This window comes from Maritimibacter alexandrii (genome assembly GCF_005871115.1).
Classification (GTDB): Bacteria; Pseudomonadota; Alphaproteobacteria; order Rhodobacterales; family Rhodobacteraceae; genus Maritimibacter; species Maritimibacter alkaliphilus.
In genome coordinates, this window is the sequence record NZ_SWKQ01000009.1 from 299,687 (window position 1) to 314,719 (window position 15,033).

Sequence of the window (15,033 nt, forward strand, 5' to 3'; positions counted from 1 at the left end):
GTGTCACGGCAGGATCACCGGAGGCGGGTCGCTGGCCGGGGCGGCATCGGCCCCCCGGATGTAAAGCGGGGCGGGGCGCGCAAGCTCGGCACCTGATGCCAGACGGTCAGCCGCGATCTGGGCGATGCGGGTCACGAGCGTCTCGGCAGGCACGGGGCCGGCGACCGGGTGGTCGTCGCCCGCCGCGTCCAGACGAGGCGACGGGTCGCCATCGCCGAAAACCTGCACATAGACCATCCCGCGCCGGGCATCCGCCACAGCGCGGCAGGGCCGCGGGTGACCCAGCGCCTGCGCCTCCAGCGTCGAGACGCCGATGGCGGGTTTGCCGAGGCCCAGCGCCAGCCCGCGCGCGGCGGAGACGGCGATACGGATGCCGGTGAAGTTGCCCGGCCCGACGCCGACCGCCACCGCGTCGAGATCGTCGAAGGACAGCCCGGCCGTCGTCATCACGTCCTGCAACAGCGGCATCAGGCGTTCGGCCTGCCCCTTGGCCATCGCCTCCGCCGTGACCTGCGTGATCGCCCCGCCCACAAGCAAAGCGGCCGCGCAATGCGCGGCCGATGTGTCGAAAGCTAGGATGGTGGGGTCAGACCGCAACCGGCCGCACCTCGGTCACTTCCGGGATGTAATGCTTGAGCAGGTTCTCGATCCCCATCTTCAGCGTGAGCGTCGAGGACGGGCAGCCCGCACAGGCACCCTGCATGTGAAGATAGACCACGCCGCGTTCGAACCCGTGAAAGGTGATGTCGCCCCCGTCCTGCGCCACGGCGGGCCGCACGCGGGTATCGAGCAGGTCCTTGATCTGAACCACGATCTCGGCATCCGGGCCGTCATGTTCGGCATGGGCCGCTTCGCGCGGACCCTCGCCCATGACCGGCGCACCGGATTGGAAATGCTCCATGATCGCGCCGAGGATGGCGGGTTTCACGTGGTCCCACTCGACATCGTCGGCCTTGGTCACGGTCACGAAATCGGTGCCGAAAAAGACGCCTTTCACCCCGTTCACCGCGAAGACGCGTTGCGCCAGCGGCGACTTGGCCGCGGCTTCGGCACTCGGGAAATCGGCGGTCCCGGCCTCAAGAACTTCCTGACCGGGAAGAAACTTCAGCGTCGCCGGATTCGGTGTGGACTCGGTTTGAATGAACATTTGCACAGCCTTTCTGTCGGGTATTCATATGAGCTTGGAATCGTTCCAAGTCAACCCGACCGGTTCCCTCTTCCCTTTTGTCGCCAATCACGATTGATGGAGGCATGACCGATCACCTCAAAGGCCTTCTCATCACCTTCACGGGCGTCCTGTTCATCCTGCCCGACAGCCTGTTCGTCCGTCTCATCGGCACCGACGGCGTGACGGTGGCGTTCTGGAAGGCGCTGCTCATCGGGCTGGTGCTGGGCCTTGGCCTGCTCGTCACCCGTGGCCCCGGCGTCTACCGCGCCACCTTCGCCGCAAGCCCGCTCGTCTGGGTTTATGCCGCCACCTCGGGCGCGAGCGGTGCGCTGTTCGTCATCGCCGTCGCGCATACCTCGATCGCCAACGTCGTCTTCATCGTCGCGGCCATGCCCCTGGCCTCGGCGCTGTTCTCGCGCATCGCATTGGGCGAGGCGATCTCACGGCGTACGGCGCTCACCATGGCCGTGGTCCCGGTCGGCATCGCGCTGATCGCCTTCGGCTCGGGCGAGACCGAGGGCGCCTCGCTCAAGGGCGACCTGATCGCGGTCGGTATCGTCATCGTGTTCTCGATCGGACTGACCGTCGCGCGCAAACTGCGTCCGGTCTCGGTCGTCCCGGCCATTCCTGCGGGGATGCTGGGCGCGGCTCTTGTCCTGTTTCCCTTCGCCACCCCGTTGTCGGTCCCCGCGGACGACTGGATCTGGGTCGCACTCCACGGCGGGTTCTTCGTCACCGTCTCGACCGCGCTTCTGGCGACCGGACCGCGGTTTCTGCCCTCGGCGGAGGTCGCGCTTCTTCTTCTGGTCGAAAGCGTCCTCGCACCGGTGCTCGCATGGGTGGTGGTGGGCGAAGACCCCGGCAAATGGGCGCTGATCGGCGGCGCGGTGGTGATCGGCGCCCTCGCCGTGTCGAACGGCATCGCGCTGGTTCAGGGCCGCCGGGTCGCCGTCAAACCCGGACCGCCCCGCGCGTAGGGATGATCGCGACGCTGGCGACCAAAAGGCCCGCCGCCACGCCCGGCAAAAGCCAGTCGTCGCGCACCGCCTGCGTCGCCACGATCTCGCCGCAGCTGCGCAGGTTCATGATGATCTGGATGTAGATCAGCAGGGCCACCCCGTGCACGATCGCCTCCCAGAGCGGCACCGGGCGCGCCAGCCGCACGAGACGCAAAAGCATACTGGGCAGGAACACCACGATCAGCGAAAAGAACACCTGATCGTCGCTGCCGGCACCAGCGAGCGACGTGCAATCGAACAACCCCCCGTCCGCCTGCCGCGCATACATCCCGGTGGTCTCGTCTATGGCGATGCCCATGGCGGCGACGAACGCCCCACTCATCGCGGCGAGGTAGATGAGCGACAGCCAGACCCGGCTCAGGTGATGCTCTCCAGCCGCTCCTTGGACATCTCGCCCGGAACGATGGTCAGCGGCACCGGCAGGTTCGCTGCCGCCCGCGTGAGCGCGGTGACCAGCGGCCCCGGCCCCTTCTTGCCGGACCCGGCGCCCAGCACCACGACCCCCACATCCGGGTCTTCACGCACCTGGGCCAGAAGCTCTTCGACCGCCTCTCCTTCGCGGATCACGAGTTCGGGGTTCACCCCCTGCTTGTCGCGCATCCACTTTGCGAACACCTCGTAATGCGCCTCGATCCGCTCGCGGGCTTCCTCACGCATCACCGCACCCACGCCAAGCCAGTGGTTGAATTCCTCGGGCGGAATGATCGACAGGATCTCGACCCCACCGCCGGTGTTGGCCGCGCGCATGGCGGCGAAGCGCATCGCGTTCAGACACTCGCGGCTGTCGTCCAGAACCACCAGAAACTTGCGCATGGATCACTCCCCTCAACCGTCCGGATCATGACGCAGCACCCGCAACCGATCAATGTTCTTCTTCGTTTTCTAAATACTTCGGGAGGTCTGGAGGGCTGGCCCTCCAGAGCCGCCAACGGCGGCTGCCACCGCGATGGCCCGACGCAGTCGGGGCGGCGCAAACCCTGCGCGGGGCTTCAGCCCCGCACCGCTTGCCAACGCTTAAAGGCTCGCGGCCCAGTCCCAGTAAAGCTCGCGAACCCGGCGCGTGACGGGGCCATGCTGATACATCGTCCCGTCAAACTCGGTGACGGGCGTGACCTTGTTGAGGTTGCCCGACAAGAACACCTCGTCCGCGGCCCTGAAATCGTCGAAGCTCAGGACCGCTTCGTGCACCGTGACGCCATCGGCGCGCAGGTTCTCGATATGGCGGGCGCGGGTGATGCCGGACAGGAAGGTGCCGTTGGCGATGGGCGTGAACACCTCGCCGTCCTTCACCATGAACACGTTCGCGCTCGCGGTTTCGGCCACGTTGCCCAGCGCGTCGGCGACGAGCGCGTTAGTGTAGCCCTTGGCGCGGGCCTCGGCCAGCATCCGGGCGTTGTTGGGATAGAGGCATCCGGCCTTGGCGTTCACCACGGCGTCCTCCAGCACGGGGCGGCGAAAGCGCGTGGTCGTGAGCGTCATCGACGCATCCGGCGCGGCCATCGGGATTTCCTCCAGCGCCACGGCGAACCCGGTTGCGGACTGGTCGGGCAGGATACCGAGGTAGCCGCCCTCGATCCCCCAGTACATCGGGCGGATATAGACAGCGGCGTCCTTGGGATAGAGCGCCAGACCTTCGCGCACGATTTCGAGCATCTCGTCCACACCGACCGTCGGCTTTATCATCAGCGCCTCGGCCGAGGCATTGACCCGCGCCAGATGGCGGTCGAGGTCCGGGGCCATCCCGTCGACGAACCGTGCACCGTCGAACACCGTGGTGCCCAGCCATGCGCCATGATCCCCGGCCTTCATCACGGGCACGTCGCCCTCGTGCCATGTGCCGTCGAAATATGTGCGCAGATTGGTCCCGGTCGCCATGTCGTTCTCCTTGATTTCGCGCGACCCTATGCCCGGCCTTTCCGAAGGTCCAGTCGGACAAAAAAGCGCCCCCGGTGGGTAGGACCGGGGGCGCGAGGATGCGCGCAGGGGAATGGGTAGGGACAGGCGCGCGGCCCATGTCATCCCCACCGGGTCGGGCCGGGAATCGCGGGCAGGCTTACCCTAGGGTCGGGCTGATTCCGTTTTGTGACAGGTCAGGTCAAAGACGGACGATCCGCGCCCCGATCCGGGCCAGCCCGTCATCCACGAGGGCCGTTTCCTCGGCTGCGAGCCGTTGATGGCGCGGATAGACCGGGGCCGCGCGGTCATCCAGCACGGGCGCGTGCCAGCCTTCGGTCGTCTCGAAGAAATGATCGACGCCGGCTTGGCCGAACTCGGAATGAAAGCCCTGAATGACCACGTCGAGGTAGGACATGAGGATCGGGTGATCGTCGCCGGGCACCGGATAGGTGGCGAGGTCCACCGCATAGATCGCGATGTCCAGATCACGGGCCACGGGGTGCGTGACCGCGTGGCTCGCATCATGGCGGGCATAAGCCCCTTCGCGTTCGTCGAGCGCGGCCCAGTCGGCTCCGGGCACCGAGGCGATCAGCCCGTCGATGTAATCGTCGGGCGCGGGCACGGCGGAGAGCAGACAGCGGTCGAACCGTTTAGAATGGCGCCATGCGCGCCGCCATCCTGTCACGCGGGCCGGGTGCGCTTCGGGGTAGGCATGGGTCCGCCGGTTCACCAGCGAGCCGTAGCCGAAAAAGAACGGGTCGGACATGGCGGCACTGTTTGCGCGAACGGGACGGAAGGCAAGTCTTGACCCTGTGCAATGCGTCGGTAACTTGGCGGCATCCACGTTGGGAGAATCTGGCACCCGCCTGACCGGGACCAGTGCCGAAGGAGCAACCGCCCCGGAACCTCTCAGGCTTCAGGACCGCGTGGACGACAGCACTCTGGAGAGTGGCGCATGGGCGCCCGCCGAAGGGATAACGATCTCAGGCGAAAGGACAGAGGGGGCATCGGGCGGGCCGGATCGGCCCCGCGATGCCGGGCGCGTCACCCCGGTGGATTGGGAGCCGGGAGCGCATGGGCGACTTGAAACGAACACCGTTATTCGATCTGCACGTGGAGCGCGGCGGCAAGATGGTGCCCTTCGCGGGCTGGGCTATGCCGGTGCAGTATCCGCTGGGCGTTATGAAGGAACACCTGCACACCCGCGCCGCCGCCGGTCTGTTCGACGTAAGCCATATGGGTCAGGTGATCCTGCGCGCAGGCCCCGCCGCGCTGGAAGCCCTCGTGCCGGTCGATTTGGTCGGGCTGGCCGAAGGGCGGCAACGCTACGGGGTCTTCACCAACGCGGCGGGCGGGATAATGGACGATCTTATGATCGCCAACCGCGGCGACCACCTGTTCCTCGTGGTGAATGCGGCGATGGCGGATCAGGACATCGCCCACCTGCGCACGCATCTGGGCGATGCGGTGGAGGTTATCACGGATCGCGCATTGCTGGCGCTTCAGGGGCCGAAAGCCGAGGCCGCACTTGCACGCATCGCACCTGACGTGGCCGGGATGCGGTTCATGGACGTGGCCGTGATCCCCTCGGACTACGGCGCGCTTTGGGTGTCGCGGTCGGGCTATACCGGCGAGGACGGGTATGAGATCAGCGTGGGCGAGGCGCAGGCCACCGCGCTGGCCGAGGCGCTGCTCGCGATGGAGGAGGTCGAGCCGATCGGGCTGGGCGCACGGGATTCGCTTCGGCTCGAGGCCGGGCTGTGCCTTTACGGCTCCGACATCGACACGACGACGACCCCCATCGAGGCCGGCCTTGGCTGGGCGATCCAGAAGGTCCGGCGCACCGACCGAACGGACTTTCCCGGTGCCGCCACCATCCTCGACCAGATCGAGAACGGCGCGCCGCGCAAGCGCGTGGGCCTGCTGCCCGAAGGTCGCGCCCCGATGCGCGCGGGAACGCAGCTTTTCGCCAGTCCGGACGCGGGCGATCCCATCGGGGCCGTCACCTCGGGTGCCTTCGGCCCCTCCATCGAACGGCCCATGTCGATGGGCTACGTTCCCACCTCATCCGCCGCCCCCGGCAGGACGCTGTTCGGCGACGTGCGGGGCAAACGGCTTCCCGTGACGGTCGCGCCCCTGCCCTTCCGTCCCGCCACCTTCAAACGCTGACCAACAGGAGAGACGCGCATGAAATATACCGAAGAACACGAATGGCTCGATGACGTGGACGGGATCGTCACGGTCGGCATCACCGCCCACGCCGCCGAGCAACTGGGCGACATCGTTTTCGTCGAACTGCCCGAAGTGGGCACCGAAGTGACCAAGGACGACGAGATCGTGGTGATCGAAAGCGTCAAGGCGGCGTCGGACATCCTTGCCCCCATCGACGGCGAGATCGTCGAGATCAACGAGGCCATCGTCGAAGAACCGGGCAAGATCAACGACGACCCCGAAGGCGAGGCGTGGTTCTTCAGGATCAAGCCGTCCGAGCCGGAGCAGATGGACGACTATATGGACGAGAACGAATACAAGGACTTCATCGGGTGATCGACGGCGGGCGCACCGACCGGGCGGAACGCTTCATCGCCACCTCGCCCGAAGAGGTTTGGGCGGCCCAGACCGACCCGGACAGGCTGGTGCGATGGCTACCGCCCGACGATGCCACGATGGAGGTATTGGCGTTCGACCCGACACCGGGCGGCGCGTATCGCCTGCGCCTGACCTTCACCGAGACGGGCGTGGGCAAGACGCAAGCCGATACGGACGAGGTGAACGGGCGCTTCGTCGCGCTCGACGAGCCGACCCGCATCGTTCAGGAGGTCGACTTCGTAAGCACCGAAGACGCTTACGCGGGCACCATGCGCATGACGTGGGACCATATCGCTGCCGCAGGCGGGACCAAGGTATCGGTGACCGCCAAGAACGTGCCGCCGGGGATCGACCGGGCCGTGCACGAAGCCGCGCTCGCCTCGTCCCTCGCGAAACTCGCCGCCGAGGTGGGGGGATGAGCGTCATCCGCATCGTGCCCAATCTGCCCGCGACCGACCCGGTCACGCTGGCCCGGTTCTATGCCGAGGTGTTCGACCTCGACGTCCCGATGGACATGGGGTGGATCGCGTTCCTGCAAAACGACCAGTCCCACCAGATCGAACTGCACACCGCGAGCGAAGGCGGATCGGGCACCGACATTCCCGTCATCTCGATAGAGGTCGACGATTTCGCCGCCACGCTCGACCGCCTGAACGCCCGCCAGATCACCCCGTCCTACGGCCCCGTCGATGAGCCGTGGGGCATTCGCCGCTTCTACTTTTCCGACCCCGAGGGCAACCTCGTGAACGTCGTGACCCATATCAATTGAAGGAAACCGATATGACCTTCACGCCCACCGGCTACGACCCCTACGACTTCGCGAACCGTCGCCACATCGGCCCGTCGCCCAGCGAGATGGACGAGATGCTGAAAGTGATCGGCGCCGACAGTCTGGACGCGCTGATCGACGCGACGATCCCGAAAAGCCTGCGACAGGACGAACCGCTCGACTTCGGCGCGCCCCTGTCCGAGCGCGAGATGCTGCATCGGATGCGCGTCACGGCGGGCGAGAACGAGGTTCTGACCTCGCTCCTCGGACAAGGCTATCACGGCACGGTCACCCCGCCCGCGATCCAGCGCAACATTCTTGAGAACCCGGCGTGGTACACGGCCTATACGCCCTATCAGCCGGAGATCAGCCAAGGGCGGCTCGAGGCGCTGTTGAACTATCAGACGATGATCTCGGACCTGACCGGGCTGGAGGTCGCCAATGCCTCGCTTCTCGACGAGGCGACGGCCTGCGCCGAGGCGATGGCGATGGCGCATCGGGTGGCCAAGTCGAAGGCGCCCGGGTTCTTCGTGGACGAAAACTGCCACCCGCAGAACATCGCCGTCATGAAAACCCGCGCAGCGCCGCTGGGGATCGAGGTGATCGTGGGCGACCCCGAAACGCTCGACCCCGAGGCCGTGTTCGGCGCGATCTTCCAGTATCCCGGCACCAATGGCGAGGTGCGCGATTTCACGGGACAAATCGCCGCCCTGCACGACGCGAAGGCCATCGGCATCGTGTCGGCGGACCCGCTTGCCCTGACCGTGCTGAAGGAACCCGGCGCGATGGGGGCCGATATCGCCGTCGGCACCAGCCAGCGGTTCGGCGTGCCCATGGCCTATGGCGGCCCGCACGCGGCCTATATGGCGACCAAGGACGCCTACAAACGGTCGATGCCGGGGCGGATCGTAGGCGTGAGCGTGGATGCGCGCGGCAACAAGGCCTATCGCCTGTCGCTTCAGACCCGCGAACAGCATATCCGGCGCGAAAAGGCCACGTCGAACGTCTGCACCGCGCAGGCCCTTCTGGCGGTCATGGCGAGCTTTTATGCGGTGTTCCACGGTCCGGAAGGGTTGAAGGCCATCGCGCAGAGCGTTCACCGCAAGGCACTGCGCTGCGCCAAAAAGCTGGAAGAGGCCGGGTTCGAGATCGGGCCGGGTGCGTTCTTCGACACCTTCACGGTCGAGGTCGGTCTGCTTCAGAAAGGCGTGCTTCACGCGGCGCGGTCTCAGGGCGTGAACCTGCGCCCGGTCGGAAAGACCAAAGTGGCGATCACGATGGACGAGGCGATCCGCTCCGCCACCATCGAAGCGGTCTGGCGCGCCTTCGGGATCGAGGCCGAGGACGATCCGTCGGACACCGATTACCGCCTGCCGGACTCGATCCTGCGGGACAGCGATTACCTGACCCATCCGGTCTTTCACATGAACCGGGCCGAGACCGAGATGATGCGCTACATGCGCCGGCTGGCCGACCGCGATCTCGCGCTGGACCGGGCGATGATTCCGCTCGGCTCCTGCACGATGAAACTGAACGCCGCGGCCGAGATGATCCCGATTTCGTGGCGCGAATTCGCGATGCTGCACCCGCTGGCGCCCGAGGATCAGGCGCGCGGCTACCACAGGCTGATCGAGGATCTGAAGGCCAAGCTCTGCACGATCACCGGGTATGATGCGATGTCGATGCAGCCAAACTCCGGCGCGCAGGGGGAATACGCGGGGCTTCTGACCATCGCCGCCTATCACGCGGCGAACGGGCAGGACGAGCGCGACGTTTGCCTCATTCCGATGAGCGCGCACGGCACCAATCCGGCGAGCGCGCAGATGGTGGGGATGAAGGTGGTGGTCGTGAAATCCGCCGAGAACGGCGACATCGACCTGGACGACTTCCGCGCCAAGGCCGAAGCGGCGGGCGACAAGCTGGCCGCGACGATGATTACCTATCCGTCCACGCACGGCGTGTTCGAGGAAACCGTGCGCACCGTCTGCGCCATCACGCATGAACACGGCGGGCAGGTCTATATCGACGGGGCGAACCTGAATGCGCTCGTGGGTCTTGTGAAGCTGGGCGAGTTGGGGGGCGACGTGAGCCACCTGAACCTGCACAAGACCTTCGCCATTCCGCATGGCGGCGGCGGCCCCGGCATGGGTCCGATCGGGGTCAAGGCGCACCTTGCGCCGCATCTGCCCCCCGATCCGTTCAAGGGCGGAATCGGTGCGGTGTCTTCGGCGCCCTATGGGTCGGCCAGCATCCTGCCGATTTCCTGGGCCTATATCCTGATGATGGGCGGCGAGGGGCTGACACAGGCGACGCGGGTCGCGATCCTGAACGCGAACTATATCGCGGCGCGACTGCGCGGGGCCTATGACGTGCTCTACAAGGGGCCGACCGGCCATGTCGCGCATGAGTGCATCATCGACACGCGGCCCTATGCCGAGAGCGCCGGGGTCACCGTCGACGACATCGCCAAGCGCCTGATGGATTGCGGTTTTCACGCCCCTACGATGAGCTGGCCGGTGGCGGGCACGCTGATGGTCGAACCCACGGAATCCGAAACCAAAGCCGAGCTCGACCGCTTCTGCGACGCCATGCTGGCGATCCGCGAGGAAATCCGCGACATCGAAGAGGGGCGCGCGGATGCGGAGGCGAACCCGCTGAAACACGCGCCGCACACGGTCGAGGATCTGGTGGGCGACTGGAACCGGCCCTATAGCCGCGAACAGGGCTGCTATCCGCCCGGCGCGTTCCGCGTCGACAAGTACTGGCCGCCGGTGAACCGGGTCGACAACGCTTATGGCGACCGGAACCTCGTCTGTATCTGCCCGCCGCTCGAGGATTACGTCGAAGCCGCCGAGTGATCTTGGCGCTGGTCAAAGCGCGCATCGGTTGCTACCCAAGCCGCCGGGGCAAACGAGAGCGGTCATGGCGCAGAAGACGAACGATCCGAAACTGACGGACTATTCGGTGACGGATGCTCTGGCGCTGATCGACAGGCGGTTCGGCAAGGACCGCCTGTTGCGTGATCTGTCGACGCCGACGGAACGGCTCGTCACCGCCTACTACCTGCAATCGCGCTGGGGCTACGAACGCTACAACCCCCATGCGGCGATGCACATGGCATTGTCGGATGACGGCAAATACACCCACGACGGCCTGCGGGCGCAAGCCGACACGGTCATCGCCGAGACGCGGAAGATCGGGGCGAGGCGCATCCTCGAACTCGGGTGCGGTCAGGCCTTCAACGCCCGCGTCATCGCCGAGGCCCTGCCCGAAGTCGAGGTGGTGGCGACCGACCTGATCGAAGCGCATATCACAAAGGCCAACGAACGCGGGGCGCGTCTGCCGAACTTCCGCGCGGTTCGGTCGAGCTTTACCGAATTGCCCGACGATCTGGGCCAGTTCGACCTGATCTTCGCGGTCGAAACCCTGTGCCATTCGCCCGAGATCGACGCGGTGATCGAACGCATCAAGGCCCGGCTCGCCCCCGGCGGCACCTTCATGTTCCACGACGCGTTCCGTCGCACGGACTGGGAATCGAAATCGGACGATCTGAAAGAGGCGCTGGTCCTGAACGAACTGTGCCTTGCGGTTCCCCACGGCTATGCCGTCTGGGGCACGTGGGAGGATGCGCTGGCGCGCGCCGGGTTCACCGACGTCACGACCGAGGACATTTCGATGCAGGGTCTGGGCACCTGTCGGCGTCTGGGCCGGGTCGGGCTGAAGTTCCTGACCCAGTGGAAATACCGGCTGCTGCGCCCCTTCGTTCCCAAGCACCTCGCGCGCAATGCCGTCGCCGGGTTCCTTGGCATCTACATCATGTACGGCGGCGCGGTCGATCCGGCGAGCGAGAACGGCATAACGCGGTACGGTCTGATCCGGGCCGTGGGGCCAAAGGCGGACTGAGCGGGCGCGGCGGGGGATACCAGGATCCTAGTATCCTAGTATCCTAGTATCCTAGGAATGGCGTATTGCGTCATGATTTCAATGCGTTAATCAGGTCTCTCCAGTCACCACCACCCCGAAACTACCGCGTCCGTCAGCCCCGGCGCGCGAGTTTGGTGGGCCAGGACGACAACCCTCGCGCAACCGACATGAAGGCACGCTTGGCGACCCGCTTTTCGATGTCGGCATAGGTCGCGTTGCCCGCCAGCACCTCGAACAGGGATGAGCGCATCATGGTCGAGGTCCTGAGCTTTTCCTTGAACAGATCGCGCATGGCGGAGCTGTAGGCGATCACCCGCAGGCGCCGGACCTTTTCCAGATCGGTCTGGATATACTTGATACGCGGGAAATAGGCGCGGTCGGCGCGCTGAGGCCGCCCCTCGCCGATCACCTGCGCGGCGGCCTCGGCCGCTTCGGCCCCGCTTTCGATGGCCAGTGCGATCCCCTCGCCCGTGATCCCGTCCACGAACCCCGCCGCGTCGCCTGCGAGCAGCACGTTGCCCTTGCCCGGCTTTTCCTTGAAGTCGCCCAGCGGGATATGCGCGCCCTTGATCGTCACGCTGTCCGGGTCTACGCCCTCATGCGCCAGATAGCGCGCCATGCGTTTCTTGAGATCCTGATCCACCGACCGGATCGCCCCCAGCCCGATGGTGCGGCTGCCCGCCTTGGGAAAATTCCAGCCGTAGCCCCAATGCACGATGTCGAAGTCGATGGACATAAGCGCCTCGGGTTCGCAGCCGCCCGGTGCCTCGGTCTCGAACGCGAAGCCGATTTTGTCGGGGTCGTAGGCCGCGCCGAGGATGTGTTTGGCCACCGGGCTGGCGGCCCCGTCCGCGCCGATCAGAACCTTGTAGCCGATCCGGCGCCCGTCCGAGAGTTCCAGCAGGTTGTCGGCGTCATGGATCGTCTCGACCCGCGTGCCCTGCATGTCCACAGCACCCGCCGCGACGGCGGCCTGTTGCAGCCAGTGGTCGAAATCGAGCCGGTAGGTGTAGGTCAGATCATAGGGCGCGTCGAAACGGTTCAGTTCCTCGCCATCCCATTTGAACGCCACCTGCCGCGAGACGAGAAACATCTCGGGCGACATCTCCATATCGAAGACGCGCTTGACCGCCTTGTTGCCACGCGGGCTGATGAGCGCGCCGCAGAGTTTCGGGCGCGGGAACACCGCCCGGTCGATGAGGGCGACGCTGAGGCCGAGGTCACAGGCCCGTTTCGCGGCGGACGACCCGGCCGGTCCGGCGCCGATCACGACGACATCGAAATCCTGATCTGCCATGACATGCGCTCCGATCCTTTACCGGGCCTTGTTAGGCGAAAGGTCGGCGGCGGAAAAGGTCACCCCGCGTATGGCGAGCCAGTTGGTGAACCGTGTCACTTTTTCGTCCATCGAACAGGTGCGCGGGTTTCGGTCTATCTCATCCTGATAGGCCAGACGCAGCGCCGTCTGCTCGTCTTTGGTGAGGCCCGCCCATTCCCGCATTTGCCGCCACTTGCCCCTTGAACCGCGATCCGTCCGGATACATATTCACTCCGAAGAATATTTACGAGGTCCAACATGACCAAACACGTCAAACTTACCTGTCTCGAATGCGGCAGCCTGAACCGTGCGCCCGAAGACAAGCTGGGCGCAGGCCCGAAATGCGGCACCTGCGGCACCAAGCTGGTGGACGGCAAGGTGCGCGAGTTGGACCCGACGACGCTGGCCAAGGCCGCCAAGGCCGACGATCTGCCCTTGCTCGTCGATTTCTGGGCCCCGTGGTGCGGGCCGTGCCGGATGATGGCACCGGAGTTCCAGAAAGCGGCCCAGTCGCTTGCTCCGAATGTGCGGTTGGCCAAGATCAACACCGAAGAATTCCCCAAGGTGTCGATGAAGAACAACATCCGAGGCATTCCCGCGCTGATCCTCTATCAGAACGGTCGCGAAATCGCGCGGCAGGCGGGGGCGATGCCCGCCAAGGGGATCGAGGATTTCGTGCGGTCGAAAGCCAAGGTCGGGGCGTGATCCAGGCGGCGTTACCCGCTTGACAGCGGGGCCGGAAACCTCCAGATACCACCGCGTTGGGGCCGTAGCTCAGTTGGGAGAGCGCGTCGTTCGCAATGACGAGGTCGTCGGTTCGATCCCGATCGGCTCCACCAAATTCCCTTCATCGGCAATGTCGTGGCCCGGTTTGCGGCCGCCCCGTGTTTGACTCCGGGCGCGTCTCGTCGGACAGTCTCGGGACCAATTTTCAGACGAGGCGTTCCGATGACCCAATTGCCAATGTTTTATAAAAAGGTCGAGGCGCTCTCGACCGTGAATCATCGCAAGTTCCAGATTTCACCCGAGGCCGAGCCGTTCGGCTTCGCCCGTGAGGCGCAGTTGATCCCGGCGGTGTTCGACGAGTTCACGGCGGCCGCGCATGACCTGCCGATCGTGTTCGTGCCCACCGGCACCGGGTATACGCCGGTCTTTCTGTGCGGGCTGACCACGGGTCACAATCAGTTCGTGGATGCCGACGGGCGCTGGAACCGCCGCTACCTCCCCGCCTATCTGCGGCGCTATCCTTTCATTCTGGGCGAACAGGACGGGGCCGACCCGATCATCTGCGTGGACGCGGAGTTCCCCGGCTTCGCCGAGACCGATGGCGGCACCGCGCTGTTTGACGCGGACGGCAAGCAGACCGATTTCATGGGGCGGGTGGTCACCCTCGTCACCGAATACGCGGCCTCGGCCAAGCGGACCGAAGCCGCGCTTGCCGTGCTGAACGAGCTGGCGCTGTTCCAGACCATCACCATCGAGGCGAAGGATGCGAACGGCAAGGTCACGACCAGCCTACAGGGCTTCGCGGTCATCAACGAACAGGCGTTGTCGGCCCTGCCGGACGAGGCGTTCCTGCGGCTGCGCGCGGCCGGTATCCTGCCCGCGATCTACGCGCATCTGATGAGCGTGTCGCTGACCCGTGTCCTCAAGGACGAAAGCGAAGCGCAGGCGGCCTGAGCTATTCGGCGGCGAGCTGCGCGGCGCCTTCGGGGTGTTGCGCGGCGAAGCGCCGGATGTAGTCCATCCCGAGCGTATCGCGGGTTTCGGCGGTCTTCACGAACACGCCGACGGTGTCGCCCCAGAAGTTGTCGGCGTGCCGCCGCGTGCGCGTGAGCCGTTTGGCCCGCGCCCTGTTCTTGGTCTCGTAATACGCGATGTGTTCGTCCGACCAGTCCGTCGTCGTCTCGACGCAATCGAAGCCGGCCCATTTCGCCATCGCGAACATGCCGTCGCGATACCAGCGCCAGCAGTCCTGCGGATCGCGATGTTCCGGCCCGCGCGACGGCACGACATGCACCATCACGCCGCCCAGTTTCAGCACCCGCGACATTTCAAGGAAGGTGAGCCAGAAGAACTCGTTATGTTCGAGCATGTTGCCTGAGATGACGGCGTCATACCTGCCGTCCTCGATCTCGAACCGCCAAGGGTCGTCCAGCACGATATCGACGTTCGGCCCCGCCTTCATGTCCATCCCGTGATAGGTCCAGCCGCCGTCCTCCCACACTTGGCGAAACCACGGGCGCTTGCCCACGGACCCGACGTCGAGGACAAGCCCCGGATCGCGTTCCGCCACGTGCTTGCGGAACGCCTTTTTCATCAGCGTGATCGTTTCCTTGTGCATCTGTCC

18 protein-coding genes, 1 tRNA gene and 1 riboswitch are annotated in these 15,033 nt (G+C 65.6%); of the genes, 10 read left to right on the forward strand and 9 right to left on the reverse strand.

What is annotated here, in order from left to right; genetic code table 11:
• Positions 1-3: 3 nt before the first annotated feature.
• A complete protein-coding gene (gene tsaB / locus FCT00_RS02240; RefSeq protein WP_138421678.1) occupies positions 4-597 on the reverse strand; it encodes a tRNA (adenosine(37)-N6)-threonylcarbamoyltransferase complex dimerization subunit type 1 TsaB in 594 nt (197 codons plus the stop codon).
• Positions 587-1,147, reverse strand: a complete 561-nt coding sequence (locus FCT00_RS02245; protein WP_008334363.1) for a NifU family protein — start codon at positions 1,145-1,147, stop codon at positions 587-589. The genes tsaB and FCT00_RS02245 overlap by 11 nt, the downstream gene beginning before the upstream one ends.
• A gap of 104 nt (positions 1,148-1,251) precedes the next feature.
• Here FCT00_RS02245 and FCT00_RS02250 point away from each other — a divergent pair, with 104 nt between their 5' ends.
• Positions 1,252-2,145, forward strand: a complete 894-nt coding sequence (locus tag FCT00_RS02250; protein ID WP_138421679.1) for a DMT family transporter — start codon at positions 1,252-1,254, stop codon at positions 2,143-2,145.
• Here FCT00_RS02250 and FCT00_RS02255 read toward each other — a convergent pair.
• The 4 genes from FCT00_RS02255 to FCT00_RS02270 form a co-directional block, all read right to left on the reverse strand.
• The gene (locus tag FCT00_RS02255; RefSeq protein WP_138421680.1) at positions 2,120-2,509 is read right to left on the reverse strand and encodes a hypothetical protein; all 390 of its coding nucleotides are present in this window, start codon (positions 2,507-2,509) and stop codon (positions 2,120-2,122) included. The two genes, FCT00_RS02250 and FCT00_RS02255, sit on opposite strands and share 26 nt — an antisense overlap.
• 35 nt (positions 2,510-2,544) lie before the next feature.
• Positions 2,545-3,000 (reverse strand): universal stress protein, encoded by a 456-nt coding sequence (locus FCT00_RS02260; protein ID WP_008334356.1) that lies wholly within the window; start codon positions 2,998-3,000, stop codon positions 2,545-2,547.
• A gap of 201 nt (positions 3,001-3,201) precedes the next feature.
• Positions 3,202-4,062: a branched-chain amino acid aminotransferase gene (locus tag FCT00_RS02265; RefSeq protein ID WP_138421681.1), complete on the reverse strand. Its 861-nt coding sequence runs from the start codon at positions 4,060-4,062 to the stop codon at positions 3,202-3,204.
• A 220-nt stretch (positions 4,063-4,282) separates the two neighbouring features.
• Positions 4,283-4,849 (reverse strand): gamma-glutamylcyclotransferase family protein, encoded by a 567-nt coding sequence (locus FCT00_RS02270; protein WP_138421682.1) that lies wholly within the window; start codon positions 4,847-4,849, stop codon positions 4,283-4,285.
• 69 nt (positions 4,850-4,918) lie between these two features.
• A riboswitch (glycine riboswitch) is annotated at positions 4,919-5,018 on the forward strand.
• Between the two features lie 139 nt (positions 5,019-5,157).
• Between FCT00_RS02270 and gcvT the strand changes: the two genes are divergently transcribed.
• The 6 genes from gcvT to FCT00_RS02300 all read left to right on the forward strand — a co-directional run bounded on the left by gcvT (position 5,158) and on the right by FCT00_RS02300 (position 11,344).
• Positions 5,158-6,252, forward strand: a complete 1,095-nt coding sequence (gcvT, locus tag FCT00_RS02275; RefSeq protein WP_138421683.1) for a glycine cleavage system aminomethyltransferase GcvT — start codon at positions 5,158-5,160, stop codon at positions 6,250-6,252.
• A gap of 18 nt (positions 6,253-6,270) precedes the next feature.
• Complete coding sequence (gene gcvH, locus FCT00_RS02280) at positions 6,271-6,630, forward strand: glycine cleavage system protein GcvH (RefSeq protein ID WP_138421684.1); 360 nt, start codon at positions 6,271-6,273, stop codon at positions 6,628-6,630.
• Positions 6,627-7,091: an SRPBCC family protein gene (locus FCT00_RS02285; protein ID WP_212747989.1), complete on the forward strand. Its 465-nt coding sequence runs from the start codon at positions 6,627-6,629 to the stop codon at positions 7,089-7,091. Before gcvH ends, FCT00_RS02285 begins: the two co-directional genes overlap by 4 nt.
• Positions 7,088-7,441, forward strand: coding sequence for a VOC family protein (locus tag FCT00_RS02290; RefSeq protein WP_138421685.1), 354 nt, complete (start codon positions 7,088-7,090; stop codon positions 7,439-7,441). The genes FCT00_RS02285 and FCT00_RS02290 overlap by 4 nt, the downstream gene beginning before the upstream one ends.
• Positions 7,442-7,452: 11 nt before the next feature.
• On the forward strand, positions 7,453-10,299 hold the full coding sequence (gene gcvP / locus FCT00_RS02295) for an aminomethyl-transferring glycine dehydrogenase (RefSeq protein ID WP_138421686.1): 2,847 nt from the start codon (positions 7,453-7,455) through the stop codon (positions 10,297-10,299).
• Between the two features lie 64 nt (positions 10,300-10,363).
• The gene (locus FCT00_RS02300; protein ID WP_171042858.1) at positions 10,364-11,344 is read left to right on the forward strand and encodes a class I SAM-dependent methyltransferase; all 981 of its coding nucleotides are present in this window, start codon (positions 10,364-10,366) and stop codon (positions 11,342-11,344) included.
• 133 nt (positions 11,345-11,477) lie between these two features.
• Here the strand turns inward: FCT00_RS02300 and FCT00_RS02305 are convergent, their stop codons facing one another.
• Both FCT00_RS02305 and FCT00_RS02310 read right to left on the reverse strand, forming a co-directional pair.
• Complete coding sequence (locus FCT00_RS02305; protein ID WP_138421688.1) at positions 11,478-12,662, reverse strand: geranylgeranyl reductase family protein; 1,185 nt, start codon at positions 12,660-12,662, stop codon at positions 11,478-11,480.
• Positions 12,663-12,680: 18 nt separating this feature from the next.
• The gene (locus FCT00_RS02310; protein ID WP_138421689.1) at positions 12,681-12,866 is read right to left on the reverse strand and encodes a hypothetical protein; all 186 of its coding nucleotides are present in this window, start codon (positions 12,864-12,866) and stop codon (positions 12,681-12,683) included.
• Positions 12,867-12,941: 75 nt separating this feature from the next.
• Between FCT00_RS02310 and trxC the strand changes: the two genes are divergently transcribed.
• The 3 genes from trxC to FCT00_RS02325 all read left to right on the forward strand — a co-directional run bounded on the left by trxC (position 12,942) and on the right by FCT00_RS02325 (position 14,363).
• Entirely contained in the window at positions 12,942-13,388 is a 447-nt protein-coding gene (trxC, locus tag FCT00_RS02315; protein WP_138421690.1) for a thioredoxin TrxC, read from the forward strand.
• Between the two features lie 58 nt (positions 13,389-13,446).
• Positions 13,447-13,522, forward strand: a tRNA-Ala gene (locus tag FCT00_RS02320).
• A 124-nt stretch (positions 13,523-13,646) separates the two neighbouring features.
• Positions 13,647-14,363, forward strand: coding sequence for a SapC family protein (locus tag FCT00_RS02325; RefSeq protein WP_171042859.1), 717 nt, complete (start codon positions 13,647-13,649; stop codon positions 14,361-14,363).
• 1 nt (position 14,364) lies between these two features.
• On the opposite strand, the gene FCT00_RS02330 is transcribed toward FCT00_RS02325, so the two are convergent.
• On the reverse strand, positions 14,365-15,027 hold the full coding sequence (locus FCT00_RS02330; RefSeq protein ID WP_138421692.1) for a methyltransferase domain-containing protein: 663 nt from the start codon (positions 15,025-15,027) through the stop codon (positions 14,365-14,367).
• Between the last annotated feature and the right edge of the window lie 6 nt (positions 15,028-15,033).